Raw genomic sequence first — 24010 nt, 5'->3', positions numbered from 1 at the left:
GGGGGCGGGAGCGGGGGCAGGCGCCGCCGTTGGTGGGCGGCGGGTGTGGTGTTTGTTAAACGTTTTCCAACCGGGGTGCCCCACTCACGACCCTGGGGAGCGCCTGGCGATGGATATTTGCGAACGTGAACGCGACCTTCGAGAAAGCAGGGCGAAATGCCGAAGTCCAGTGTCAGTGGTGGTGGGGTCCCGCGTAGGAAGCGGACGGCTGCGTCCCGGATGTCGGAGAGCGCGGATCCGGCCGCGGGAAGCGGTGCGGCGCGGTCCGGAGGTGACGCCGCTGATGCGGGGGCAGGCGGCGTCGGGGAGTGGGAGCTCGAAGCGGTGAGACGTAGAGGGGCCGGGCAGGGGTCCGATCCGGCACAGTCGGGAGCGGGCGTCGAGTCTGGGGAGGGTGCCCCTGCTGTGGGGCGGGTGGCCGGGCGTGGTGCGGCGCGGTTCGAGGGGGCCATCGGTGCTGGGGAAAGCGGTGGTGCCGCGGTGCGGGAGCCCGGAACGACGGGGCGTGGTGCGGTCGGTCGGGGAACCGGTTCGGCGCGGTCCGGAGCAGGCGCCGCGACGCGGGAATCCGGGGTGGGGCTCGGGCGTGGCGGGGTGGCCGTGGCCGCGCCGCCGGTGTTGATGCGGCCGCTGACGCCGCCCAAGTCCGCGGTTGTCCCGCTTCCGCCCGGCGTGCTGCCTGCCGCCGCCGTCGCCGGGGTGGTCGGTGCGCTCCTGCTGACCGTCGACCGGCCGGGTGTCGGCTGGTTGCTCACCGGGGTGGCTGTGGTCGGCGCCGTCGTGGTTGCCGACCGGCGGGCGCGGGAGGGGCAAACGGGCGCCCTCACCTGGGGGAACGCCGGGTGGGCGATCCTCTCCCTCGCGCTGCTGGGCGTGGGGGCACTCCGGGCGTCCGGGTGGCTGTTCGTTCTCTGCGTGCTCGCCGCCGTCTTCACCGGATCCCTTGCGGTCGTGGGGAAACGGACCGTGCACACCGTGCTCTACGACATGTTCGCCGTCCCGCTCGAAGCCCTGCGGGCGATTCCGTGGGCCGGCCGGGGGATCGGGAAGTTCACCGCCCGGCGGGACGGCGTCGCGCGGCGGATCGCGCTCGCCGTGCTGGCCGCCGCCGCGCTCGTCGCCGTCTTCGTGCCGCTGCTGGCCAGTGCCGATCCCGACTTCGCCGCGCTCGTCGAGGCGATGATCCCGGAGCTCAGTTTCGGGACCGTCGTGCGATGGTTTCTCGTCTTCGTCGCCGCCGCGCTGCTCGTCGCCGGGGCGTGCTACTTCCTCGCCGCACCACCGGCCCGGGCGACGTCGGGCCGTCCACATCAGAGCAAGTACGGTCTGGAGTGGACGGTCCCGCTCGGGGTTCTCGTGCTGATCTTCAGCGTCTGGGTCGGGGTCCGGCTGGTCGTGCTGTTCGGCGGCACCGCCTACGTCCTGCGCACCAGCGGCCTGACCGCGGCCGAGTACGCCCGCGGCGGCTTCTGGCAGCTCTGCGCGGTCACCGTGCTGACCCTGGCCATCGTCGCCGCCGCGCTGCGCTGGGCCCCCGACGCCACGAAGGCCGACCGCCTCCGCCAGCGTGTCCTGCTGGGGGCGCTCAGCGCGCTGAGCCTGGTGCTCGTCGGGTCCGCGTTGAGTCGCATGTGGACCTACCAGCAGGCCTACGGCTTCACCGTGCTCCGCCTGCTCGTCGAGGTCTGCGAATTCTGGTTCGGCGCGGTTTTCGTGCTGGTGGGCGCCTCCCTGGTCAAGCTGCGCTCGACGTGGCTGCCCCGCGCCGCGATCGGCACGGCCGCCGCGGCGCTGCTGGTCCTCGCCGTCCTCGATCCGGAACGCCTCATCGCCGACGCCAACCTCGACCGCGCCGACGCCGGGAAGCCCCTGGACCGCGGGTACCTGTACGGGTTTTCCGCCGACGCCGTCCCGGTCGTCGCGGCGCGGCTGCCCGAGCCGGAGCGTTCGTGCGGGCTGCGCCAGATGCTCGGCCACGACACCCCGGACGGCTGGCCCGCCTGGAACCTCAGCCGCGCCACCGCCCGTGACGTCCCGGTCGGCCGCTGCGGCTGAACCGAACGGGCCGCTCGCGCGTGGTCCCTACGTCGAGCGGGAGCCACCGGGCCGTCGTGGGGGCGGCCCGGCGGCTCCCGCGCGCGAAAACCGTCAGAACGCGAAGACGCCGTCCGAGTCGCGGTCGGCCTCGCAGCGGTTGGCGTAGGTCGCGCGGTACGACGCCGGCCTCCCGCGCCAGGTGCCGACGGCCGAGACGTCCACCGGGGCGTAGATCAGCGTGCACGCCTGGTGCCGCGCGGTGATCCGGGAGAAGTCGCCGTTCACGCCCTCGAGCACGGCGCAGGCGCGCTCCCGTTTCGGGTGCGTGCCCCCGGTCGGCTCACAGGTCAGCACGACCGAACCGATCCGGTTGGCGGAGTCGTGGCTGGTCAGCTGCAGGGTCGACGCCGGCTGCGCGGGGGTGAGGCAGCTCAGGCTCAGCAGGCAGGTGGCGAACAGAGGGAAGGCCATATCGGTCTCATCGGCAGGCCGAAGTCGATCACTGTGCTGCACGTCCGGGTGAGTCTTCTTCGCTCGGCCGGGTGAGGTCCAGCGCCAGCAGCGCGACGTAGAGCGAGAGCATCGACTCCGGCTCCTCCAGCCGGACGCCCAGGACCTGCTCGATCCGGGCGAGCTGCTGGTAGTACGCCGTCCGCGAGGTGTGGGCCGCCGCGGCCGCCGCCGACTTGTTGCCGCCCTGCTCGCAGTAGTGCCGCAGCGCCTGCACGAGCCGGCTGCCCGACGCGGCGTCCCGCTGCAGCAGCGGCCCCAGCTCACGGGTCGCGAAGGCGGCGACCCGCTCGTCCCCGGACAGCAGGTGCAGCAGGCCGCGCAGCCGGACGTCGGACAGCCGGTGCAGCACCCGTTCCTCGCCCGCGCCCAGCGCGGCGGCCGCGACCTGCCCGGCCTCCAGCAGCGTCCGGCCGGCTTCGGCGGGCGACAGCACCGTGGTGCCGACGGCGAGCACACCCGGCGCGCTCGACCGGGCGTCGTGGACGTCGGTGGCGAGCCGCTGCAGCACCGCGTCGGCGTTCGCCTCGGGGGACAGCGCGATCAGCGCCCGGACGCCGGTGTCGTCGGTCGCCACCAGCGCCGACACCTTCGCGCGGCGCGCGGCCAGCGCCGTCGCCTCGGCCAGTTCGCGCAGCACCGGCGGGGTCGACAACGCCGGCCGCCCGGTGCCGGTCAGCCGCGGCCGCACGGCCACCCCGACCAGCTGCCGCCCGGTCAGCGGCACGGCGAGCGCGGACGCTCTGGCCAGCAGCTCCGCCGACGGCGCGGGCGAGCTCAGCAGCTCGGCGAGCACCGCGCGGTGGGCCTGCCGCTCGAGACCGTCGGAGTCCTTCGCGACCAGCCGGTGCACGGCGAGCGCGGACGCGGCGCGCTCGGCGACCACGCGGTGGCGGTGCGGCGGCTGGTCGGCGCAGACGACGATCAGCCGGGCCCAGTCGTGGCCGCGCGCGCCGACGACGGTGACCAGCCAGCCCGCGCCCGGGTGGTAACCGGTGCGCTCGCCGACCTGGACCACCCGCGACCGCGCGGGCCAGCCGGTGAGCAGCTCGGCCGGGTCCACGCCGGCCGCGTCGTAGGCCAGCACCTCGTGCGAGAGCGTCTCCAGCACGACCGGCTGCTCGGTGAGCCGCGCGACCTCGCCCAGCACGACGCCGGGTTCGGCGCCCGCGACGGTCAGCGCGGTGAACGTCTCGTGGACGCGCTCGGCGGCGCGCAGCTCGGCGACCTGGGCGTCGACGATCTGGCCGTTGACCGCCTCGGTGACGCTCACGAACCGCGTCTCGCGCGAGAGCGTGACCAGTGGGAACCCGTGCCGGTCGGCGGCGTCGACCAGGGCCGCGGGCAGCTTGTCGCTCCAGTGCCGGACCAGCTCGATCACCACGCCCGCGGCGCCGACCCCGGCCAGGTCGGCGACGTAGCGGGCGAGCGACGGGCCGTCGTCGGGCAGCGCGACACCGGTGGTCAGGACCAGCTCGCCGCCGCGCAGCAGGTGCGCGATGTCGGCGACCTCGGCGACGTGCGCCCAGCGCACGGGCGCGTCCAGCCCGGCCGCGCCCGCGACGACGTGCGGGCGGCCCTGGCGCAGCACCGGCAGGGCGAGCACCTCGGCCACGGTCGGGTACACGGAACCTCCCCGGCATGATCGGCAGGGACAGACTGTACGGCCGGAGGCCAACTGACGTACACGTTGCCGATGGTGTCCGCGTGGCGCCCGCCCGGACACTCGCAGGGACGTCCCCGAGCGAAGGAGTGCCCGTCGTGACCGACCGCATCACCCACTGGATCGACGGCAAGTCGTTCACCGGCACTCCCGCGCGTTCCTGGGAGGTGTTCGATCCCGCCACCGGCCAGGTCCGCGCGCAGGTCGACTTCGCCGGGCAGGCCGAGGTCGACCAGGCCGTCGCGGCCGCGTCGGCGGCGCTGCCGGGCTGGCGCGGGACGTCGCTGGCCGGCCGGACGCGGGTGCTGTTCGCCTTCCGCGAGCTGCTCTCGGCGCGCAGGCACGAGCTGGCGAAGATCGTCACGAGCGAGCACGGCAAGGTCGAGTCGGACGCGGCCGGGGAGATCGCCCGCGCGATCGAGAACGTCGAGTACGCCTGCGGCGCCCCGCAGCTGCTCAAGGGCGGTTTCAGCGAGAACGCCTCCACCGGCGTCGACGTCTATTCGATCGCCCAGCCGCTCGGGGTGGTCGGGGTGATCTCGCCGTTCAACTTCCCGGCCATGGTGCCGCTGTGGTTCGTCCCGAACGCGCTGGCCTGCGGCAACACCGTCGTGCTCAAGCCGAGTGAGAAGGACCCGTCGGCGGCGGTGTTCCTCGCGGAGCTGTTCGCCGAGGCCGGGCTGCCCGCGGGCGTGCTCAACGTGCTGCACGGCGACAAGGTCGCGGTCGACGGGCTGCTGGAGCACCGCGACGTCAAGGCGATCTCGTTCGTCGGGTCGACGCCCATCGCGCGCTACGTCTACGAAACCGGCACCCGCAACGGGAAACGCGTCCAGGCGCTCGGCGGCGCGAAGAACCACATGGTCGTGCTGCCCGACGCCGACCTCGACCTGGCCGCCGACGCCGCGGTGTCCGCCGGGTTCGGCTCGGCGGGGGAGCGCTGCATGGCCGTGTCGGTCGTGGTGGCCGTCGACCCCGTCGGCGACGAGCTGGTCGCCAAGATCGCCGAGCGGATCGCGGGGCTGAAGGTCGGCGACGGCCGCGACCCGGAGTCCGAGATGGGCCCGCTGGTCACCCGCGCCCACCACGAGCGCGTCGAGTCCTATGTGGACGCCGGGGTCGAGGCGGGCGCGGCACTGGTCGTCGACGGCCGCGGTGTCGAGGTGCCCGGCGACGGCTTCTGGCTCGGCCCGACGCTGTTCGACCACGTGCGGCCCCAGATGTCGATCTACACCGACGAAATCTTCGGCCCGGTGCTGTCGGTGGCGCGCGCGGCGTCCTACGACGACGCGCTGGACCTGATCAACGCCAACCCGTACGGCAACGGCACGGCCATCTTCACCGGCGACGGCGCGGCCGCGCGGCGGTTCCAGAACGAGGTCGAGGTCGGCATGGTCGGCGTCAACGTCCCGATCCCGGTGCCGGTCGGCTACTACTCGTTCGGCGGCTGGAAGGACTCCCTGTTCGGCGACAGCCACGCGTACGGGCCGGAGGGCTTCCACTTCTTCACCCGCACCAAGGTCGTCACCTCGCGCTGGCCCGACCGGTCGCACGCCGGGGTGAACCTGGGGTTCCCGCGCAACTCCTGACGTGATCCGGGATTGTCCGGGGTACTCCGCGGGTTGACACCGAGGGAGTACCCCCGGACAACGATGGGACGAAAGATGAGCGCCAAGAACTCCGGTACGTTCACGATCGGCGGAGACCTGCCGGTCACCCGGCTCGGGTACGGCACGATGCAGCTGACCGGGCCCGGCGTCTGGGGCGACCCGAAGGACCCCGACGAGGCCGTCCGCGTGCTGCGGCGCGCCGTCGAGCTGGGTGTCACGCTGATCGACACCGCCGACGTCTACGGCCCGTTCGTCGCCGACCTGCTGCTCAAGAAGGCCCTGCACCCGTACGCCGACGACCTCGTCATCGCGACGAAGGCCGGCTTCACCCGGCAGGGGCCGGACCAGTGGGTCCCGGTCGGCCGCCCCGAGTACCTGCGCCAGCAGGTCGAGCTGAGCCTGCGCCACCTCGGCCTCGAGCGGATCGACCTGCTGCAGCTGCACCGGATCGACCCGAAGGTCCCGGTGGCCGAGCAGGTCGGTGAGCTGAAGAAGCTGCAGGACGAGGGCAAGATCCGGCACATCGGCCTGTCCGAGGTCGGCGTGGCGGACCTGCAGGAGGCGCAGAAGACCGCGGAGATCGTGTCCGTGCAGAACATGTTCAACCTGGCCAAGCGCGACGCGGAGCCGCTGCTGGACCACGCCGCCGAGCACGGCATCGCGTTCATCCCGTGGTTCCCGCTGGCCACCGGCGCCCTGGCCGGCCCGGACAGCCCGCTGAGCACGCTGGCCAAGGAGCACGACGCGTCGCCGTCGCAGCTGGCGCTGGCCTGGCTGCTCAAGCGCTCGCCGGTGGTGCTGCCGATCCCCGGGACGTCGTCGGTCGCGCACGTCGAGGACAACATCGCGGCGGCGGACATCGAGCTGACCGACGCCGAGTTCGAAGCGCTGAGCGCGGCGGCCGCCTAAGCCGGGAGCACGTTGATCAGGATCTTGGACCGCGGCGTGGTGTAGACGGTGTTGGTGCGGTCCGGCTGGATCCGCTCGCGGAGCTTCCGCTCCAGCGGGTAGGTCCGGCCGCCGGCACGCAGGCTGAACGTCTCGACGCTCTTGAACCCGGCCGGGCTGTGGTGCAGGCCGATCGGGTACTCGTCGGTGAGCCGCGCGGTGTCGAAGTCGTGCGTCCAGCCGGTGACCGCGAGCAGCCGCCCACCGCCGGCGTCGGCCAGCCGCCGCCAGCAGACGTACGCGAACCAGGCGGTCAGCGCCAGGATCGGGACGACGGTGCCCAGTACCTCGCCCGCCGTGTCGGCCACCGTCGCGATGAGCACCGCGACCACCAGCCCGGCGACCGCCAGCACCGCCGCGGCCCAGAAGTTGAGGTCGAGCAGCTTCCCGCGCTGGGCGGGGTGGAGCTGCCCGTTGCGGTTGGCCAGCTCCACCTCGGCCTGCTCGATCACTCGCCCTCGCCTTCGGGGTGTTCCTTCTCGTAGGCCTCTTGGCCCTCGTGGTAGCGGTCGATCTGCTCGTTCTCCTGGCGGCGGCCCTCGGTCGCCACGCCGACGGTGTCGGCGGTGTTCCAGTGGACCTTTTCGTCGGGGTCGAGCACCTTGTGCTGGTTCAGCACACTGCGGCCCTCCTCGGAGTACTTGCCCGGGCCCTCGAGTTTCTCGCGGCCGGGGACATGCTCTTTCGCCCCGTCGCTCCAGCCCTTCGCCGTCTCCTCGGCGGACTTCGCCTCCTTGCCGGCCTGCTTCAGCTCGTTCGCCTTGCGCTCGATGCCCGCGGCCGTGTCGACGCTCTTGTCCACCAGCTTGTCGACGCCCTTGCCCACCTTCTTCAGCGCGTTCGCCGCGCCCTCCAGGGCCGCCTTCGACTTGCCCGCGCCCTTCGCCAGGCTCTCGAGCTTCTCGACGACCTTCGTGATGCGCGTGCTGATCTTCTCCGCGAGCACCCCGCCCTCGACGACCGTGTCGGCGATGAACGCCGCGATCGTCCCGCCGAAAGTGCACCACGACGCGGCCAGCGCGGCCAGCGCCTTGACGATCAGCTCGCCGACGAACGACGAGATCATGTCGCGGATCAGCCCGCGCTCGGTGCCGACCAGCGCGGCGCCGACGTTCATCGCGGTCGACGCGTCGCCGGCGTGCGAAGCCGCGCCGCGCAGCACGCCGACGTAGCTCTCCGCCGTCCGCTGGTAGGCCTCCGCGGACCCGCAGTCGCTGAACGACTGGCCGACCTTCTTGGCCTGCTGCTCGTACTGCTCGGCCGTCTCGGTCAGCTGCTTCGCGATGTTCGACCAGGTCACGGCCTTGGCGGTGACGGCCTCGGGCTTGCCGGCCAGCTTGTCGAGGCCGTCCTTGAGGAAGCTGATGTGCTCGATCAGCCAGCCGACCCCCGCGCTCGCGAGCGTGCCGAGCGGGTCCATCGCGGCGCCGAGCAGGTCGAGGGCGTCCGTGCCGACGTCCATGGCGAGGTTGCCCCAGTCGCCGTTGCGGGCGTCGGTCAGCGTCGAGGCCGCGTCGCTGAAGATGCCCGCGCCGCCGGTCTGGGCGTTGACGTTGTCCAGCTCGCCCTTCGAGCCGTCGCCCATCCCGCTCCAGAAGCCGCCCGCGGACTCGCTGGTCGCGACGAGGGGGTTCTCCTGCGTCTCGGTCATGCCGGCAGCTCCTTGCCGATGCCTTCGATCAGGCTCTTCGTGGTCTGTTCGTGGTCGCGGAACGCCGTGTGCGCGGTCTTCACCCGGTCCGCGACGTCGTGCCCGGCTTCGACGGCCGAGCCGAGGAAGCTGTCGGCGGTGTCGACCCACGCCTGGATCGGGACGGCGAAGACCTGCCCGACGATGCCGAACGCGTCGAAGTCGAGCGCCTGCGCGCTGCCCGCGGCGTCGAGCGCCTGCTGGACCTTTCCGGCGATCTCGCGGATCTCGTCCTCGTGGCCGCCGAGGACGTCGAAGTCGACCTTCATGGCGGTCATCACAGCTCCCGGCGCAGGATCGGGCCGCCGAAGTCCTCGTCGTCACCCGGCCGGGGCGGCGGTTTGCGGGCGAATTCCCGGGGTGATTCCTCTTCGGGCAGTTCGGGCTCCGGAATCTGTTCCCGGAGGAATTTCATGGCGTCGCTGTCCGCGCCGATCACCGGTGCCATCACGCTCGTGAGCTGCTGGGCCGCCTGCAGCTGGGCGCGTTTCGCGGTGGCCACGACGGCCGCCGCGAGCCGGGTGCGGGGCAGCTCGTCGGCACGCGGGCCGAAGGTGAGTTCCTGCAGCGCACCGCTGGTGTTGACGGTCACCGTGACGGCGCCGTCGGCGCTCGTGGCCGTCGCCGAGATGTGCTCGAGCCGCGCCTTCGCCTCCGCGGCGCGCCGGACGATTTCGGGCATACCGGCCGAAGCGGGTTCAACTGTGTTCACGGCGACCTCGAATGTCGGGGGAGGGCATGCGGATCAGAGGCAGCAAACCCGGTTTCGGTTCCACTGACAACCCGAAGTTTTTTCCGGGGAACAACGCATGGGAATTCATTTGTCCGTTCTTTACCCGGGCCCGAGCGGGCCGTGTTGAGCACGACCGGCTCAGGCTTCCGTAAACTCGGCATGAGCAGCGAGCGAAGTGGGTGAGGAACGGTGGCCAACGCGGACGAGCGACGCTTCGACGTGCTGCGCGCGATCGTCGCCGACTACGTGTCCAACCAGGAGCCGGTCGGCTCCAAGACGATCGTCGAGCGGCACAACCTGGGCGTGTCGAGCGCGACCGTGCGCAACGACATGGCCACCCTCGAAGAAGAGGGCTACATCACGCAGCCGCACACCAGCGCCGGCCGGATCCCGACCGACAAGGGCTACCGCCTGTTCGTCGACCGGCTGTCCGAGATCAAGCCGCTGAGCGCGGCCGAGCGCCGCGCGATCACGACGTTCCTCGACAGCGGCACCGACCTCGACGACGTCCTGCGCCGCTCGGTCCGGCTGCTCGCGCAGCTGACCCGGCAGGTCGCCGTCGTGCAGTACCCGATGCTGACCAACGCCGCGGTGCGCCACCTCGAAGTGGTGCCGCTCACCCCGGCGCGGCTCATGCTGGTGCTCATCACCGACTCCGGCCGCGTCGACCAGCGGACCGTCGACCTCGGCGACGTCATCACCGAGGACGGCGTCGCGCGGTTGCGCACGGTGCTCAACAGCGCGATGTCCGGGCGGCGGCTCAACGAGGCCGCCGCGCGCGTCGCCGAACTGCCCGACAAGTCGCCCGGCGACCTGCGCGACGCGCTCATCCGCGTCTGCACGGTCCTGGTCGAGTCACTGGCCGAGCACCCGGAAGAACGCCTGGTCCTGGGCGGTACGGCGAACCTCACCCGCAACGTCGCGGACTTCCCCGGCTCCCTGCGCCAGGTCCTCGAAGCGCTCGAGGAGCAGGTCGTCGTCCTCAAGCTGCTCGCCGCCACCCGCAACCCCGGTGCGATCACCGTGCGCATCGGTGAGGAAAATGAGGACGAGCAGATGCGCAGCACCTCGGTCGTCTCGATCGGTTACGGCCAGGACACGGTGCTCGGTGGCATGGGGGTGGTCGGCCCGACCCGGATGGACTACCCCGGCACGATCGCCGCGGTGCGCGCGGTCGCCAACTACGTGGGTCAGATCCTGTCCGGCCGCTGAGCCGGGCAGAGCAGAAGGAGAAGCAGAGACGGTGGCGAGGGACTACTACGGCATCCTCGGGGTGGCGAAGAACGCGAGCGACCAGGACATCAAGCGCGCGTACCGGAAGCTGGCCCGAGAGCTGCACCCCGACGTCAACCCGTCGGAGGACGCGCAGCACAAGTTCGGCGAGGTCACGACCGCCTACGAGGTGCTGTCCGACCCGCAGAAGCGCAAGATCGTCGACCTCGGGGGCGACCCGATGGACGGCGGCGGCCGCGGCGGCGCGGGCGGCGGCGACCCGTTCGCCGGCTTCGGCGGCCTCGGCGACATCATGGACGCCTTCTTCGGCGCGGCCGGCGGGGGCGGCGGGCGAGGCCGTGGCCCGCGCAGCCGCGTCCAGCCCGGCTCCGACGCCCTGATCCGGCTCGGCCTGTCCCTCGAGGACTGCGCGACCGGCGTGGACAAGGAGATCGCCGTCGACACCGCGATCGTCTGCGACCTCTGCCGCGGCGCGGGCACCACCGAGGGCACCGGCGTCAAGACCTGCGACACCTGCGGCGGCGCCGGCGAGGTCCAGTCCGTCCAGCGGTCCTTCCTCGGCCAGGTCGTCACGGCCCGCCCCTGCCCGGTCTGCCGCGGCTTCGGCGAGGTCATCCCCGACCCCTGCCGCCAGTGCGGCGGCGACGGCCGCATCCGCGCCCGCCGCAACGTCACCGCGAAGATCCCGCCGGGCGTCGGCGACGGCATGCGCATCCGGCTGTCCGGCCAGGGCGAGGTCGGCCCCGGCGGCGGCCCGGCCGGCGACCTCTACGTCGAGATCGACGAGACCCCGCACGAGGTCTTCGTCCGCCAGGGTCACGACCTGCACTGCAACTTCCGCATCCCGATGACCACGGCCGCGCTCGGCGCCACCGTCCCCATCGCGACGCTCGTCGACGGCGACTACGAGCTCGACGTCGAGCCGGGCACCCAGCCCAACGCCGAGCTGGTGCTCACCGGCAAGGGCATGCCCCGGCTGCGCTCCTCGGGCCGCGTCGACGGCCGCGGCGACCTCCACGTCCACATCGACGTCGTCGTCCCGACCAAGCTCGACGAAGCCCAGCGCGAGCTGCTCATGGACCTCGCCACGCAGCGCGGCGAGGAGGTCCCGACGCTGGCGTCCAACGGCAACAAGCACGGCGGCCTCTTCTCCAAGCTGCGCGCCAAGAACCACCGCTGAGCCCCGTGCCCGACACGACCCTGCCGGTCTTCCTCGCTTCCGTGGTGCCCACCAGCGGCACCACGGTCCTCGACGGCGAGGAAGCCCGGCACGCGGCCACCGTCCGCCGCCTGCGCGCGGGGGAGCGGCTGGTCCTCTCCGACGGCGCCGGCACCATGGCCCGCTGCGTCGTCGACGCCGTCCAGCCCGGCCGCGACGCCCTGGTGACCCTCACGGTCGAGGAGAGCTGGACCGAGCAGCCACCCGCACTGCGCGTCGTCGTGGCGCAGGCCCTCGCCAAGGGCGACCGCGGCGAACTCGCCGTCGAACTCGCCACCGAGGCCGGCGCCGACGCCATCGTCCCCTGGCGCGCCGCCCGCAGCGTCGCCAAGTGGGACGACGGCGGCCGCGGCGACAAGGCACTGGCCCGCTGGCGCGCCACCGCCCGCGCCGCCGCGAAACAGGCCCGCCGCGCCCACGTCCCCGACGTCACCGAACCCGTCGGCACCCGCGAGCTGGCCGGCCTCGCCACCACGATGTCACTGGTCATCGTCCTCGAATCCGACGTCCCGGACCGGCTCACCGACCTGACCCTGCCCGACACCGGCGACATCCTCCTCGTCGTCGGCCCCGAAGGCGGCATCACCGACGACGAGCTCCACACCCTCCGCGAAGCCGGCGCCCGAGCCGTCCGCCTCGGCACCACCGTCCTGCGCACCTCCACCGCCGCGGCCGTCGCCCTCGGCGCGCTGGGCGCCCTCACCACCCGGTGGCACTGACCGGCACTGAAAAGATCACCCCGAAAAAAGGGGCTGGATTTTGCGCCCAGTTATGGCGCGATCACACTCCGACCCGTTACTCTCGTTTACTAACGCGCCACACAGTGTTTCGGCGCGCCACTGGGAAAGCACAGACCCCGCCGGGCACCTCCCCCCTCGGTCCGGCGGAGCCGCGCTAGCGGCGGATCGACCCCCAGGATCCGCCGCTGCGCGGCATCTTCCTTCGCTTCGCTCCGTCAGTTGCCACTTCGCTTCGGTGTGTCTTCTGGGGGTCAAACCCCCAGACCCCCAGCCGGGGGCAAGCCCCCGGACCCCCCGCGGCTTTTGCGTTTCCCTTGTTCAAAAGGCGCTTTGCCTTGCTCGGGCCTTCGGCCCTGCGCCTCGTGTCGTCCCGCCAGGTACGCGTGTCGTCCCTTCAGGTACGCGTGTCGTCCCGCCAGGTACGCGTGTCGTCCGGCTGTGTACGTGTGTCGTCCGTCCAGGTGCGCGTTGGGTCCGGCGGTCGATAGGGTTCTTCCCATGAGTGAGGACGAGACGCTCTTCGAGCGGATCATTGCTGGTGAGATCCCTGCCGATGTCGTCTATGAGGACGACACCACCTTTGCGTTTCGGGATATTCGGCCTCAGGCTCGCGTTCACGTGCTCGTCGTGCCCAAGAAGCGGTATCGGAACCTGGCCGAGCTGGCCGCCGGTGATCCGTCGCTCCTGAGTGATGTTGTTGCTACTGCTCGTAAGGTTGCCGAGCTTGAAGGCATCCTCGGGAGTGGGTACCGGGTTGTGTTCAACACCGATGGGGATGCCGGGCAGACCGTGTTCCACGTGCACGCTCATGTCCTGGGTGGGGAGTCTCTCGGCTTCTTCGGAGCTCACGCGGGGTGAGTCGGGAAACCGGCCTGCGTCTTGTCGGGGGGTGCCAGTAGCATCGGTGGGGTCAGTAGTCCCTCACCGAGAAAGCAGGGCCGAGGCCACGTGGCCGGAACCGCACCGGGTGGAGCCGCCCGACCCGACGTCCCCGGAGACGTCCCCAAGACCGACGACACCACCGCCCAGGCGGCCCAGTCCCGGTTCCCGATCCCCGACGCCGCCGCCCTCAGCCTGCTCGGCTCCCGCGACGAGAACCTGCGTGTCGCCGAGGAACTCCTCGCCGCCGACGTGCACGTGCGCGGCAACGAGGTCACCCTGACCGGCGCGCCCGCCGACGTCGCGTTCGCCGAACGCGTCTTCGCCGACCTCGTCACCCTCGCCACCGGCGGCCAGCAGGTCGGACCCGACACGGTCCGCCGCACCATCGGCATGCTGAGCAGCGGTGACGCCTCGCCCGCCGAAGTGCTCAGCCTCAACATCGTCTCCCGCCGCGGCAAGACCATCCGGCCCAAGACGCTCAACCAGAAGCGCTACGTCGACGCCATCGACAAGCACACCGTCGTCTTCGGCATCGGCCCCGCCGGCACCGGCAAGACCTACCTCGCCATGGCGAAGGCCGTCCAGGCGCTGCAGGCCAAGCAGGTCACCCGCATCGTGCTGACCCGCCCGGCCGTCGAAGCCGGCGAGCGCCTCGGCTACCTGCCCGGCACCCTCAACGAGAAGATCGACCCCTACCTGCGGCCGCTCTACGACGCGCTGCACGACATGGTCGAGCCCGAGTCGATCCCGCGGCTCATGCAGGCGGGCACCATCGAGATCGCGCCGCTGGCCTACATGCGCGGCCGGACCTTGAACGACGCCTTCATCATCCTCGACGAGGCCCAGAACACCACGCCCGAGCAGATGAAGATGTTCCTCACCCGCCTCGGGCAGGACTCCAAGATCGTCGTCACCGGCGACATCACCCAGGTCGACCTGCCCACCGGGCAGCGCAGCGGCCTCCGTGTCGTCCGCGAAATCCTCGGCGGCGTCGAAGGGCTCCACTTCTCCGAACTGACCAGCCAGGACGTCGTCCGGCACAAGCTCGTCGGCGACATCGTCGACGCCTACGAGAAGTGGCAGGCCGTGCAGGACGCCCAGGACCAGCAGCAGGGCAACGGCTGGAAGGGCAACCGGCGTTGAGCATCGAAATCGCCAACGAGTCCGGCGTCGACGTCGACGAGACGTCCATCGTCTCCGCGGCCCGCTACGCCCTCGACAAGATGGAGGTCAGCCCGCTCGCCGAGCTGTCCATCCTCCTCGTCACCCTCGAAGTCATGGAAGACCTCCACGAACGCTGGATGGACCTGCCCGGCCCCACCGACGTGATGGCCTTCCCGATGGACGAGCTCGACTCCTCCCGCCGCCCGGACGCGCCCGACGCGTCGCCGGCGCTGCTCGGGGACATCGTGCTCTGCCCGGCGTTCGCCAAGGACCAGGCCAAGACGGCGGGCCACGGCCTGATCGACGAGCTGCACCTGCTCACCGTCCACGGCTGCCTCCACCTCCTGGGCTACGACCACGCCGAGCCCGCCGAGGAACGTGAGATGTTCGGCCTCCAGAAGCGCATCCTCGGCGAGTACCAGGACGCCGTCGCCGCGCTGGAGAAGCAGAACGCCCAGCGCAACACCGACGACCGCGTCCTCGGCATCGCCGGGCTCGACGCGAGCGCCGAGCCGAGCCCCGCGCCGCCCGCGGGAGACGCGCCCTAGGCGTCAGCCATGGTCCAGCTCCTCTTCGCGATCGCGCTCGTGCTGCTCGCGGGCGTGTTCGCGGCGGCCGACGCCGCCGTCAGCACCGTGTCCCAGGCCCGGGCCGACGGCCTCGCCCGGATGGGCCTGCCCGGCGCCCGCCACCTCGCCGCGGTCGTCGGCGAACGGCGGCGGCACATCAACCTGCTGCTCCTGCTGCGCCTCGGCTGCGAGCTCACCGCCACCGTGCTGGTCACCGTCTTCGTCGGCACCCGGCTCCAGCCGCTCGGCCTCGCCGTGCTGGTCACCGCGGTCGTCATGATCGTCGTCAGCTACGTCCTCATCGGCGTCGGCCCGCGCACCCTCGGCCGCCAGCACCCCTACCGCATCGGCCGCTACGTCGCCGGGCCCGTCCGCGTCCTCGGCTCGGTCCTCGGCCCGCTGTCCCGCCTCCTCATCCTCATCGGTAACGCCATCACCCCCGGCCAGGGCTTCCGCGAAGGCCCGTTCACCTCCGAGGTCGAGCTGCGCGAGCTCGTCGACCTCGCCCAGGAACGCGGCGTCGTCGAGGACTCCGAGCGCGAGATGATCCACTCGGTGTTCGAGCTCGGCGACACCATCGCCCGCGAGGTCATGGTGCCGCGCACCGAGATCGTCTGGATCGAGCGCACCAAGACCGTCCGGCAGGCACTGGCGCTGGCCCTGCGCACCGGCTTCACCCGGCTCCCGGTCATCGACGAGTCGGTCGACGACATCGTCGGCGTCGTCAACATCAAGGACCTCATGTCCGGGTACCTGGACCCGGACGGCCCGAGCACCGTCGTCGACACCGTGATGAACGGGGCGTCCTTCGTCCCCGACTCGAAACGGCTCGACGAGCTGCTCAAGGAGATGCAGCGCTCGCACCACCACATGGCCATCGCCGTCGACGAGTACGGCGGCACCGCCGGCCTGCTGACCATCGAGGACGTCCTCGAGGAGATCGTCGGCGAGATCACCGACGAGTCCGACGCCGACGAACGCCCCGAGGTCGAGGAGCTCGAAGACGGCGCCGTCCGCGTGTCGTCCCGGATGGGGGTCGACGACCTCGGCGAGCTGTTCGGCATCGACCTCGAAGACCACGACGTGGAGACCGTGGGCGGGCTGCTCGCGGAACGACTGGGTAGGGTCCCGCTACCGGGGGCCGAAGCCGAGGTCGCCGGCCTTCGGCTGTTCGCCGAAGGGGGCAAGGACCGGCGCGGCCGGATGCGCATCACCTCCGTGGTGGTGCACCCGGTCACCGCCGAGGCGATGACCGACCCGGCGGACCGGACCTCCCGGCGCCGCACGCGCCTGCCCCACCCCGACGAACGCGACAGGAGCGTCGAACATGCCTGACCTCGAGGCGGAGGACCAGAAACTGGTCACCCTCGCCCGGTCCTCGCGCGCCCGGATCCAGGCGTCCGAAGGCGCCGCGGTCCGCGACACCGACGGCCGCACCTACGCGGCGGGCACGGTCGACCAGCCGTCGTTCAAGCTCACCGCGCTGCAGGCCGCCGTCGCCGCCGCGCTGTCCAGCGGCGCCGAAGGCATCGAAGCGGCCGCCGTAGTCACCGGCGAAGGTCTGCTCAAGGAAGCTTCCCGGCACGCGATCCGCGACATCGCGAAGTACGCGCCGATCATCCTCGCCGACCCGTCCGGAACCGTGCTCGAGGTGCTGAACCGATGACCGAACACCGTTCCGGCTTCGCCTGCTTCGTCGGCCGGCCCAACGCGGGCAAGTCGACGCTGACCAACGCGCTCGTGGGCACCAAGGTCGCCATCACGTCGAGCAAGCCGCAGACCACCCGCCACGCGATCCGCGGCATCGTGCACCGCGAGGACGCCCAGCTCGTCCTCATCGACACCCCCGGCCTGCACCGCCCGCGCACCCTGCTCGGCGAGCGGCTCAACGACATCGTGCACACGACGTGGTCCGAAGTGGACGTCGTCGGCCTGTGCGTGCCGGCCAACGAGAAGATCGGCCCCGGCGACAAGTTCATCGCCGCCGAGCTGCAGAAGATCGCCCAGCGCACCCCGGTCATCGGCATCGTCACCAAGACCGACCTGGTCCAGCCGCAGCAGGTCGCCGAGCAGCTGCTGGCGCTGCAGGGCGTGATGGACTTCGCCGAGCTGATCCCGGTTTCCGCCGTGGACGGCTTCCAGGTCGGCGCGCTCGCGGACCTGCTCGTCCAGAAGCTCCCCGAAGGCCCACAGCTCTACCCGGGCGGCGAGCTCACCGACGAACCCGAGCAGACGCTGGTCGCCGAGCTCATCCGCGAGTCGGCGCTGGAAGGCGTCCGCGACGAGCTGCCGCACTCGATCGCCGTCACCGTCGAGGAGATGCTGCCGCGCGAAGGCCGCGACGACCTCATCGACGTGCACGCGTTCCTCTACGTGGAGCGGCCGAGCCAGAAGGGCATCATCCTCGGGCACAAGGGCGAGCGGCTGCGCGAGGTCGGCGCCACCGCCCGCAAGAACATCGAGGCGCTGCTCGGCTCCAAGGTCTACCTCGACCTGCACGTCAAGGTGGCCAAGGAGTGGCAGCGCGACCCCCGTCAGCTGCGCCGGCTCGGGTTCTGACGTGACCGAGCGCCCGCACCCGCCCGCCGACTACAACCCCGGGCCCCCGCCCTCGAGCAACCTGGCCTGGGGCATCGTCGCCGCGATCATCTGCCTGCCCTTCGGGATCGTCTCGATCTTCCAGGCCGCCAAGGTGGAGCGGCTCTGGGCCCAGGGCGACCCGGACGCCGCCCGGAACGCGGCCGGTGCCGCGCGGCGCTGGGCGATCATCGGCGCCGTCGTCGGCGTGGTGCTCTGGATCCTCGTGGTCGTCGGCGGCATCCTGCTGCTGGGAACGCTGCTCGACGACGCCGCGTCCCACTGAGGAACGTCGGCGGCAGGAGGAGAACCCGGTGACCCAGCAGTACCCGTACTACGGGTGGCAGCCGAACTACGGGCCACCCCCGGAGAACAACCTGATCTGGGCGATCCTGGCGACGGTGCTGTGCTGCCTGCCGTTGGGTATCGTCGCCATCGTGAAGGCGAACCAGGTCAACACCCTGTGGTTCCAGGGGTACCACGCCGAAGCGCACAAGGCCGCCGACGAAGCCCGCAAGTGGGCGATGTGGTCGGCGATCTCCTTCGGCATCCTGATCGCGCTCTACGTGGTGTTCTTCATCGTGATGTTCGTGGCCGTCGGCGCCTCGTTCTGGGGGCTGGCGACATGACGACCGTCTACACGGGATTCCCGGCCCAGGGGACCAGGGCCACGCTGCGCGCCCTGAGCGCCCCGATGGCCGTCGCCGGCGGGCTCGGCCTGTGCTGCGCGGCCGTCTGGATCGGCGACCCCACCACCCCCGGCGGCTGGCTTCCCGTCTGCCCGACCAAGGCGCTGTTCGGCATCGACTGCCCGGGCTGCGGCGGCATGCGGATGGCCTACAGCCTGATGCACGGCGACATCCCCGCGGCCCTGCACTACAACGCCCTCTCGTTCGTCTTCGTGCTGCTCTTCGTCTGGAGCACCGCCGCCTGGACGGTCGGGCGGCTGCGCGGCCGCTGGGTGAACAGCTGGCTGCACTGGCGCTGGACCCCGCTCGCCGTCGGCCTCGCGTTCGCCGTTTGGTTCGTCGTTCGCAACCTCCCGTTCGCCCCGTTCACCGGTTTGCGCGTCTGAATCGCAACGGAGGGGAACCGGCGCGCCGTGTAATGCGTCGGAGCTTCGCTACGTTCACCCGGACAGTGGACGCCTGACACGCGCGGGCGAACGCGAACCGAGTACGCTCCCGCGGACCGTGCCGTACATTCGGGCCGGTTCCGCATGAGGTGTGCGGGTGGAGTGACCAGCGAGGGGGAGACCCACATGACCGATCCCTACGGCCAGCCGTCCTTCGGGCAGCAGCCCGGCGGCCAGCAGCCGTTCGGACAGCCGCAGCCGGGCCAGGCGCCGCCGCCGTACGGGCAGCAGGCGCCCTACGGGCAGCAGGCACCGTTCGGGCAGCCGGCTCCGTTCGGCCAGCAGGGCACGCCCTTCGGCCCGCCCGCGAACTACGCGAACTGGGGTCAGCGCGCCCTCGCGCTGATCATCGACATCGCCCCGGTCTTCGTGCTCTACATCCTCGGCGGTCTCATCGCCGTGATCGCCCAGGACCCCTCGCCCCTGCTGGTCGTCGGCGGGATCGGCTGGGTGGCCCAGATCGGCTGGACGATCTACAACCGCTGGATCCAGCAGGGCAACACCGGCCAGTCGCTCGGCAAGCGCGTCACGAAGATCAAGCTCGTCGGTGAAAGCACCGGGCAGCCGATCGGCGCCGGCATGGCGTTCGTGCGCGACCTCGCCCACTTCGTGGACGGCATCATCTGCTACGTCGGCTACCTCTGGCCGCTGTGGGACGACAAGTCCCAGACGCTCTCCGACAAGATCGTCGGCACCGTCGTCGTCAACGCCGACGGTGCGGCCGCGCCCTTCGGCCAGCCCGGAGCGGGACAGCCCGGCGCGCAGCCGTTCGGCGGCGGCTACCCGCCGGCCGGACAGCAGCCCGGCCAGTTCGGCCAGCCGCCGTCCGGCGGTTTCCCGCAACAGCCGCAGTCCGGCGGGTTCGACCAGCCGCAGTCCGGTGGCTTCCCGCAGCAGCCCGCGCCGGGTGGCTTCGGCCAGCCGCCGCAGTCCGGCGGTTTCCAGCAGCAGCCCCAGTCCGGCGGCTTCGGCCAGCCCGGCCAGCCACTGGCGCCGCCCCCGGGCCAGAGTGCCTTCGACGAAGGCGCCGAGCGCACCCAGATGCTCCGCCCCGGCGCCGGTCCGGACACCGGTGCTTCGCCGTTCGGCGAAGGCGCGGAGCGCACCCAGATGCTGCGTCCCGAGGCCCAGGGTGAGGCCGAGGCGACCCAGAAGCTCCAGCCGGGCCAGTTCGGGCAGCAGCCGCCGCAGCAGCCCGGCCAGCCGCCGCAGCAGTAGCCGCGGCACACGACTTTCCGCACCACCGCCGGGTTTCCGGCGGAAGTTCACGAGTAGTTGGGGTAGACGTTCATGACCAATCCCTACGGGCAGCAGCAGCCGCCCTACGGTCAGCAGCCGCAGTCGGGCGGTTTCCCGCAGCAGCCGGGTTACGGGCCGCCGTCCGGGGGCATGCCCGCGCCGTACGGCCAGCCCGCGCCCTACGGCCAGCCGCCCACCGGCGGCTTCGGCGCCCCGGGGTACGGCCCCGGTGGTGGCGACATCAACCAGATCAAGGACTACAAGGGCTGGGCGATCGGCTGCATCTTCCTCTTCTGGATCCTCGCGATCTTCGCGATCATGAAGTCCAACGAGGTCCAGACGTACAAGATGCAGGGCAACTACATGATGGCGGAGCAGGCGTCGAAGACGACCAAGACGCTCTGCCTCATCGCCACCATCATCGGCGGCCTGAGCTGCGTGACCGCGATCATCATCTGGATCGTCGCCATCGCCACCGCCACGACGGCCTACTGCACCGGCTACTACTGCTGAACCCGGGTCGGTCCACCCCGGCGTCGCCCGCAAGTGGGACGATGTCGGGGTGGTGAACCTCTACCGCGACACCGGGGTGGTGTTGCGCACGCACAAGCTGGGTGAAGCCGACCGGATCGTCACCCTGCTGACCCGGCGGCACGGCAAGGTGCGTGCCGTCGCGAAGGGCGTGCGGCGCACCTCGTCCCGCTTCGGGGCCCGGCTGGAGCCGTTCGGCCACGTCGACGTGCAGTTCTACACCGGCCGCACGCTGGACGTGATCACCCAGGTCGAGACCGTGGACGCCTTCGCGCTGCCGCTGGTCGCCGACTACCAGCGCTACACCGCGGCCAGCGCGATCGCCGAAACCGCGGACCGGCTCTCGGCCGAAGAGGGCGAGCCGGTGCTCAAGCTCTACCTCCTCGTCTGCGGCGCGCTGCGCTCGCTCGCCGCGGGGGAACGTGACGCCTCCCTGGTGCTCGACGCGTTCTTCCTCCGCGCGATGTCCTACGCCGGCTGGGCGCCCGCGCTCACCGAGTGCGCCCGCTGCGGCCTGCCCGGCCCGCACGTCGCGTTCAGCGTCGCGGCCGGCGGCTCGATGTGCCAGGACTGCCGCGTCCCCGGCTCCGTGCACCCCGCGCCCGAGGTCCTGGACCTGCTCACCGCCCTGCTGCACGGCGAATGGACGATGGCCGAGTCGACCCTGCCCGGCACCCGCCGCGACGCGAGTGGCCTGGTCGCGGCCCATCTGCAGTGGCATCTGGAGCGTCAGCTCCGGTCCCTTCCCCTGGTCGAGCGACGTGCCCGGGAGCCTGTGGTACGCGGGCAGTAGGGTCGGGCCTGATCGATTTTCACCCATCCAGGGAGGCCCGCCGTGTTGCGCAGGGGACGCGAGAACAAGGCGTCGCGATCCGAGCTGCGTGCCCCGGATCCGCACCCGTCCGGGGCGGTGCCCCCGGAGATCCCGCGTGAACTGGTGCCGAAGCACGTCGCGCTGGTCATGGACGGCAACGGCCGCTGGGCCAACCAGCGCGGCCTGCCGCGGATCGAAGGCCACAAGCGCGGCGAGGCGGTGATGATCGACGTCGCCGCCGGCGCGGTCGAGATCGGCGTCAAGTGGCTCTCGGTCTACGCGTTCTCGACGGAGAACTGGAAGCGCAGCCCCGAAGAGGTGCGGTTCCTGATGGGCTTCAACCGCGACACGATCCGCCGCCAGGTCGACTACCTGGGCTCGATCGGCGTGCGCATCCGCTGGGCCGGGCGCCGGCCGAAGCTGTGGGCGTCGGTGATCAAGGAACTGCAGGCGGCCGAAGAGAAGACCAAGCACAACACGGCTTTGAACATGACGATGTGCGTCAACTACGGCGGCCGCGCCGAGCTGGGCGACGCGATGCAGCGGATCGCGCGCGACGTCGCCGACGGCAAGCTGAACCCGGACAAGGTCACCGAGAAGACCATCGGCAAGTACCTGTACCAGCCGGACATGCCCGACGTGGACCTGTTCCTGCGCCCTTCGGGGGAGCAGCGGACGTCGAACTTCCTGCTGTGGCAGTCGGCCTACGCCGAGATGGTCTACCAGGACACGCTGTTCCCCGACTTCGACCGGACCCACCTGTGGCGGGCCTGCCTGGAGTTCGCCAAGCGCGACCGCCGCTTCGGCGCGGCCGTCGACCAGGCCTCGTCGTCATGAGCGCCACCGAAGCGGCCGAGACCGCGGAGCTGCTGACCAGCGCGAAGGGCGCCCTGGAGCGTTACCTCGAGGTCCACGTCGACGACGACGGCGCGCTGACGTTCTCCCACGGCGACGTCCCGTGCGTCATCCAGGCGACCCGGCTCGGCGAGGGACTCACCGTGCTGAGCCTGACCTGCGTGGTCGGCTGGGACCTGGCGGACGCGCCGGAGCTGTCCATCGCGGTCGCGGAGCGGGCCGGCCAGGGGCTGTTCGGCACGCTCGGCGTCGGCCACTCCGACAACGGCGTCGACGTCACGCTGCGCTACGCGTTCCCGGCGGTGGGCCTCGACGAGGCGGCGCTGGGAACGCTGCTGATGCTCGTGGTGTCGACGGCGTCGCAGCTGCGGACCGACCTGCCGGGGATCCTGCCCGCGGAGTAGCCTTTTTCGACGCGAACGGTCCATCGCGGTTCGAAACGGACCGTAATCGGCCGTTCGCGGCCTGTGCGGGTCTCCTGGGGTCGTGGCGTCCTGGCATCATCGCCGTCGTGGACACCCTTTCCGAACCTGCCACCGAGACCGGCCGGCGGCGCACCCGCCGGTTCCGGGTCAGCTCGGTCGAAGTGCTGTGCGCGATCCTGCTGGTCGCGATCCTCGGCCAAGGCCGGCTGCAGCAGCTGTTCGACGTGCCGGCGCTGCGCACCGGCTCGACCGTGTTCGTCGCGGTGTGCGTGCAGGCGCTGCCGTTCCTCGTGCTGGGCGTGCTGATCAGCGGCGCCATCGCCGCGTTCGTGCCCGCGCGCGTGCTGGAGAAGGTGCTGCCGCGGCGGGCCGGTGCCGCGGTCGGCGTCGCCGGCCTCGCCGGGGTCGCCTTGCCGGGCTGCGAGTGCGCGTCGGTGCCGGTGGCGCGCCGCCTGATGGGCCAGGGTGTGGCCCCGGCCGCGGCGCTGACGTTCCTGCTGGCCGCGCCGGCGGTGAACCCGGTGGTGCTGGTGGCCACCGCGGTCGCGTTCCCGGGCAAGCCGGAGATGGTGCTGGCCCGCTTCGCGGGTTCGCTGGCCACGGCGATGGTGATGGGCTGGCTGTGGGCCCGCTGGGGCAAGCTCGCCTGGATCACCGAGCGCGCGTTGCGCCGCCTGCCGGACGTCGAGGGCGGCCGGCGCTGGCGCGTGTTCGCCGAGACGGCCCGCACGGACCTGGTCGAGGCGGGCGGTTTCCTGGTGCTGGGCGCGCTGATCTCGTCGGCGCTGAACGTACTGGTCCCGGCGAAGTGGTTCGGCGTGCTGGGGGATCAGCTGGTGCTGGGCATCGTGGTGATGGCGGTGCTCGCGGTGGTCTTGGCGCTGTGCAGCGAAGCGGACGCGTTCGTGGCGGCGTCCCTGACGGCGTTGCCGCTGCTACCGAAGCTGGTGTTCCTGGTCGTCGGCCCGGCGGTCGACGTCAAGCTGTTCGCCCTCCAGGCGGGCACGTTCGGAAGGTCGTTCGCGGTCCGCTTCGCCCCGGTGACCTTCGTGGTGGCGGCGGCCTGCGCGGTGGTGACCGGACTGGTGGTGGGGCTGGCATGAACCCGAACAGCCAACCCGTCCGCGAACCGTGCCGGTGGCGAGCGGTCGCGGGCAGCTCGACTCTCGGTGGCGGGCCGGCCGCGTGCCTGCCGCATTCCGGCCGGCGATTCCAGCGGCCAGGCTCGGCTTCGAGCGGTCGGCGACCGCAGGCAGCTGCGCTTCTGGTGGTGAGGAGGCGGGTTGGTGCGGGCGGAGTGGGTCTCGTGTTCGGCGGCGTATCGGCGGAACCGGCCCGGCCGCTGAGCCTGGCTTCCGGTGGTCGGCGACCGCAGGCGGCTGCGCTTCTGGTGGTGAGGAGGCGGGTTGGTGCGGGCGGAGTGGGTCTCGTGTTCG

General features: G+C 71.6%; 27 protein-coding genes. 21 read left to right on the top strand and 6 right to left on the bottom strand.

What is annotated here, in order from left to right; translation table 11 throughout:
• Positions 1 to 621: 621 nt before the first annotated feature.
• Complete coding sequence (locus tag ACGFMK_RS44145) at positions 622 to 2055, top strand: DUF4153 domain-containing protein (RefSeq protein ID WP_392776374.1); 1434 nt, start codon at positions 622 to 624, stop codon at positions 2053 to 2055.
• Positions 2056 to 2148: 93 nt separating this feature from the next.
• Here ACGFMK_RS44145 and ACGFMK_RS44140 read toward each other — a convergent pair whose 3' ends face one another.
• Together ACGFMK_RS44140 and ACGFMK_RS44135 are read right to left on the bottom strand one after the other, a co-directional pair.
• Positions 2149 to 2508 carry an SSI family serine proteinase inhibitor gene (locus tag ACGFMK_RS44140; RefSeq protein WP_392776371.1) on the bottom strand — a complete coding sequence of 120 codons (360 nt, stop codon included), beginning with the start codon at positions 2506 to 2508 and terminating at the stop codon, positions 2149 to 2151.
• A gap of 28 nt (positions 2509 to 2536) precedes the next feature.
• Positions 2537 to 4174, bottom strand: coding sequence for a PucR family transcriptional regulator (locus ACGFMK_RS44135; protein ID WP_392776368.1), 1638 nt, complete (start codon positions 4172 to 4174; stop codon positions 2537 to 2539).
• 134 nt (positions 4175 to 4308) lie between these two features.
• On the opposite strand from ACGFMK_RS44135, the gene ACGFMK_RS44130 reads away from it, so the two are divergent.
• Together ACGFMK_RS44130 and ACGFMK_RS44125 are read left to right on the top strand one after the other, a co-directional pair.
• Positions 4309 to 5799, top strand: coding sequence for a CoA-acylating methylmalonate-semialdehyde dehydrogenase (locus ACGFMK_RS44130; protein ID WP_392776365.1), 1491 nt, complete (start codon positions 4309 to 4311; stop codon positions 5797 to 5799).
• A 75-nt stretch (positions 5800 to 5874) separates the two neighbouring features.
• Entirely contained in the window at positions 5875 to 6729 is an 855-nt protein-coding gene (locus ACGFMK_RS44125; RefSeq protein WP_392776362.1) for an aldo/keto reductase, read from the top strand.
• On the opposite strand, the gene ACGFMK_RS44120 is transcribed toward ACGFMK_RS44125, so the two are convergent.
• The 4 genes from ACGFMK_RS44120 to ACGFMK_RS44105 are packed head-to-tail and all read right to left on the bottom strand — an operon-like array spanning position 6726 to position 9140.
• Entirely contained in the window at positions 6726 to 7220 is a 495-nt protein-coding gene (locus ACGFMK_RS44120; protein ID WP_392776360.1) for a hypothetical protein, read from the bottom strand. The two genes, ACGFMK_RS44125 and ACGFMK_RS44120, sit on opposite strands and share 4 nt — an antisense overlap.
• Positions 7217 to 8419, bottom strand: a complete 1203-nt coding sequence (locus tag ACGFMK_RS44115; protein WP_392776358.1) for a hypothetical protein — start codon at positions 8417 to 8419, stop codon at positions 7217 to 7219. Before ACGFMK_RS44115 ends, ACGFMK_RS44120 begins: the two co-directional genes overlap by 4 nt.
• On the bottom strand, positions 8416 to 8736 hold the full coding sequence (locus ACGFMK_RS44110; protein ID WP_392776356.1) for a type VII secretion target: 321 nt from the start codon (positions 8734 to 8736) through the stop codon (positions 8416 to 8418). The genes ACGFMK_RS44115 and ACGFMK_RS44110 overlap by 4 nt, the downstream gene beginning before the upstream one ends.
• Positions 8736 to 9140, bottom strand: a complete 405-nt coding sequence (locus ACGFMK_RS44105) for a YbaB/EbfC family nucleoid-associated protein (RefSeq protein ID WP_392776354.1) — start codon at positions 9138 to 9140, stop codon at positions 8736 to 8738. The genes ACGFMK_RS44110 and ACGFMK_RS44105 overlap by 1 nt, the downstream gene beginning before the upstream one ends.
• A 240-nt stretch (positions 9141 to 9380) precedes the next feature.
• Here ACGFMK_RS44105 and hrcA point away from each other — a divergent pair, with 240 nt between their 5' ends.
• The 18 genes from hrcA to ACGFMK_RS44015 all read left to right on the top strand — a co-directional run bounded on the left by hrcA (position 9381) and on the right by ACGFMK_RS44015 (position 23677).
• A complete protein-coding gene (gene hrcA / locus ACGFMK_RS44100; RefSeq protein ID WP_392776351.1) occupies positions 9381 to 10403 on the top strand; it encodes a heat-inducible transcriptional repressor HrcA in 1023 nt (340 codons plus the stop codon).
• A 31-nt stretch (positions 10404 to 10434) separates the two neighbouring features.
• Complete coding sequence (gene dnaJ / locus ACGFMK_RS44095; RefSeq protein ID WP_392776349.1) at positions 10435 to 11604, top strand: molecular chaperone DnaJ; 1170 nt, start codon at positions 10435 to 10437, stop codon at positions 11602 to 11604.
• 5 nt (positions 11605 to 11609) lie between these two features.
• A complete protein-coding gene (locus ACGFMK_RS44090; RefSeq protein ID WP_392776347.1) occupies positions 11610 to 12362 on the top strand; it encodes a 16S rRNA (uracil(1498)-N(3))-methyltransferase in 753 nt (250 codons plus the stop codon).
• Positions 12363 to 12881: 519 nt separating this feature from the next.
• On the top strand, positions 12882 to 13241 hold the full coding sequence (locus tag ACGFMK_RS44085; protein WP_392776344.1) for a histidine triad nucleotide-binding protein: 360 nt from the start codon (positions 12882 to 12884) through the stop codon (positions 13239 to 13241).
• Between the two features lie 90 nt (positions 13242 to 13331).
• Positions 13332 to 14408, top strand: coding sequence for a PhoH family protein (locus ACGFMK_RS44080; RefSeq protein ID WP_392776342.1), 1077 nt, complete (start codon positions 13332 to 13334; stop codon positions 14406 to 14408).
• On the top strand, positions 14405 to 14977 hold the full coding sequence (gene ybeY, locus ACGFMK_RS44075) for an rRNA maturation RNase YbeY (RefSeq protein ID WP_392776339.1): 573 nt from the start codon (positions 14405 to 14407) through the stop codon (positions 14975 to 14977). Before ACGFMK_RS44080 ends, ybeY begins: the two co-directional genes overlap by 4 nt.
• A 9-nt stretch (positions 14978 to 14986) precedes the next feature.
• Complete coding sequence (locus ACGFMK_RS44070) at positions 14987 to 16333, top strand: hemolysin family protein (protein WP_392776336.1); 1347 nt, start codon at positions 14987 to 14989, stop codon at positions 16331 to 16333.
• Positions 16326 to 16664: a cytidine deaminase gene (locus tag ACGFMK_RS44065; RefSeq protein ID WP_392776333.1), complete on the top strand. Its 339-nt coding sequence runs from the start codon at positions 16326 to 16328 to the stop codon at positions 16662 to 16664. Before ACGFMK_RS44070 ends, ACGFMK_RS44065 begins: the two co-directional genes overlap by 8 nt.
• Complete coding sequence (gene era / locus ACGFMK_RS44060) at positions 16661 to 17557, top strand: GTPase Era (RefSeq protein ID WP_392776330.1); 897 nt, start codon at positions 16661 to 16663, stop codon at positions 17555 to 17557. Before ACGFMK_RS44065 ends, era begins: the two co-directional genes overlap by 4 nt.
• A 1-nt stretch (position 17558) precedes the next feature.
• Positions 17559 to 17861 carry a CD225/dispanin family protein gene (locus ACGFMK_RS44055; RefSeq protein ID WP_392776327.1) on the top strand — a complete coding sequence of 101 codons (303 nt, stop codon included), beginning with the start codon at positions 17559 to 17561 and terminating at the stop codon, positions 17859 to 17861.
• Between the two features lie 28 nt (positions 17862 to 17889).
• Positions 17890 to 18204 carry a CD225/dispanin family protein gene (locus ACGFMK_RS44050; RefSeq protein ID WP_392776324.1) on the top strand — a complete coding sequence of 105 codons (315 nt, stop codon included), beginning with the start codon at positions 17890 to 17892 and terminating at the stop codon, positions 18202 to 18204.
• Positions 18201 to 18650: a DUF2752 domain-containing protein gene (locus tag ACGFMK_RS44045; RefSeq protein ID WP_392776322.1), complete on the top strand. Its 450-nt coding sequence runs from the start codon at positions 18201 to 18203 to the stop codon at positions 18648 to 18650. The genes ACGFMK_RS44050 and ACGFMK_RS44045 overlap by 4 nt, the downstream gene beginning before the upstream one ends.
• Positions 18651 to 18836: 186 nt before the next feature.
• The gene (locus ACGFMK_RS44040; protein WP_392776319.1) at positions 18837 to 19928 is read left to right on the top strand and encodes an RDD family protein; all 1092 of its coding nucleotides are present in this window, start codon (positions 18837 to 18839) and stop codon (positions 19926 to 19928) included.
• A 72-nt stretch (positions 19929 to 20000) separates the two neighbouring features.
• Positions 20001 to 20462: a CD225/dispanin family protein gene (locus tag ACGFMK_RS44035; protein ID WP_392776316.1), complete on the top strand. Its 462-nt coding sequence runs from the start codon at positions 20001 to 20003 to the stop codon at positions 20460 to 20462.
• A 49-nt stretch (positions 20463 to 20511) separates the two neighbouring features.
• A complete protein-coding gene (gene recO, locus ACGFMK_RS44030) occupies positions 20512 to 21273 on the top strand; it encodes a DNA repair protein RecO (protein ID WP_392776313.1) in 762 nt (253 codons plus the stop codon).
• A 42-nt stretch (positions 21274 to 21315) separates the two neighbouring features.
• Positions 21316 to 22131 carry an isoprenyl transferase gene (locus tag ACGFMK_RS44025; protein ID WP_392776311.1) on the top strand — a complete coding sequence of 272 codons (816 nt, stop codon included), beginning with the start codon at positions 21316 to 21318 and terminating at the stop codon, positions 22129 to 22131.
• Entirely contained in the window at positions 22128 to 22553 is a 426-nt protein-coding gene (locus ACGFMK_RS44020) for a hypothetical protein (protein ID WP_392776308.1), read from the top strand. The genes ACGFMK_RS44025 and ACGFMK_RS44020 overlap by 4 nt, the downstream gene beginning before the upstream one ends.
• Before the next feature lie 107 nt (positions 22554 to 22660).
• The gene (locus ACGFMK_RS44015) at positions 22661 to 23677 is read left to right on the top strand and encodes a permease (protein WP_392776306.1); all 1017 of its coding nucleotides are present in this window, start codon (positions 22661 to 22663) and stop codon (positions 23675 to 23677) included.
• Positions 23678 to 24010: the final 333 nt, after the last annotated feature.

It is taken from the genome of Amycolatopsis sp. NPDC049252, from assembly GCF_043197175.1.
Taxonomy (GTDB): domain Bacteria; phylum Actinomycetota; class Actinomycetes; order Mycobacteriales; family Pseudonocardiaceae; genus Amycolatopsis.
This window is presented reverse-complemented; position numbering and strand designations above follow the sequence as displayed.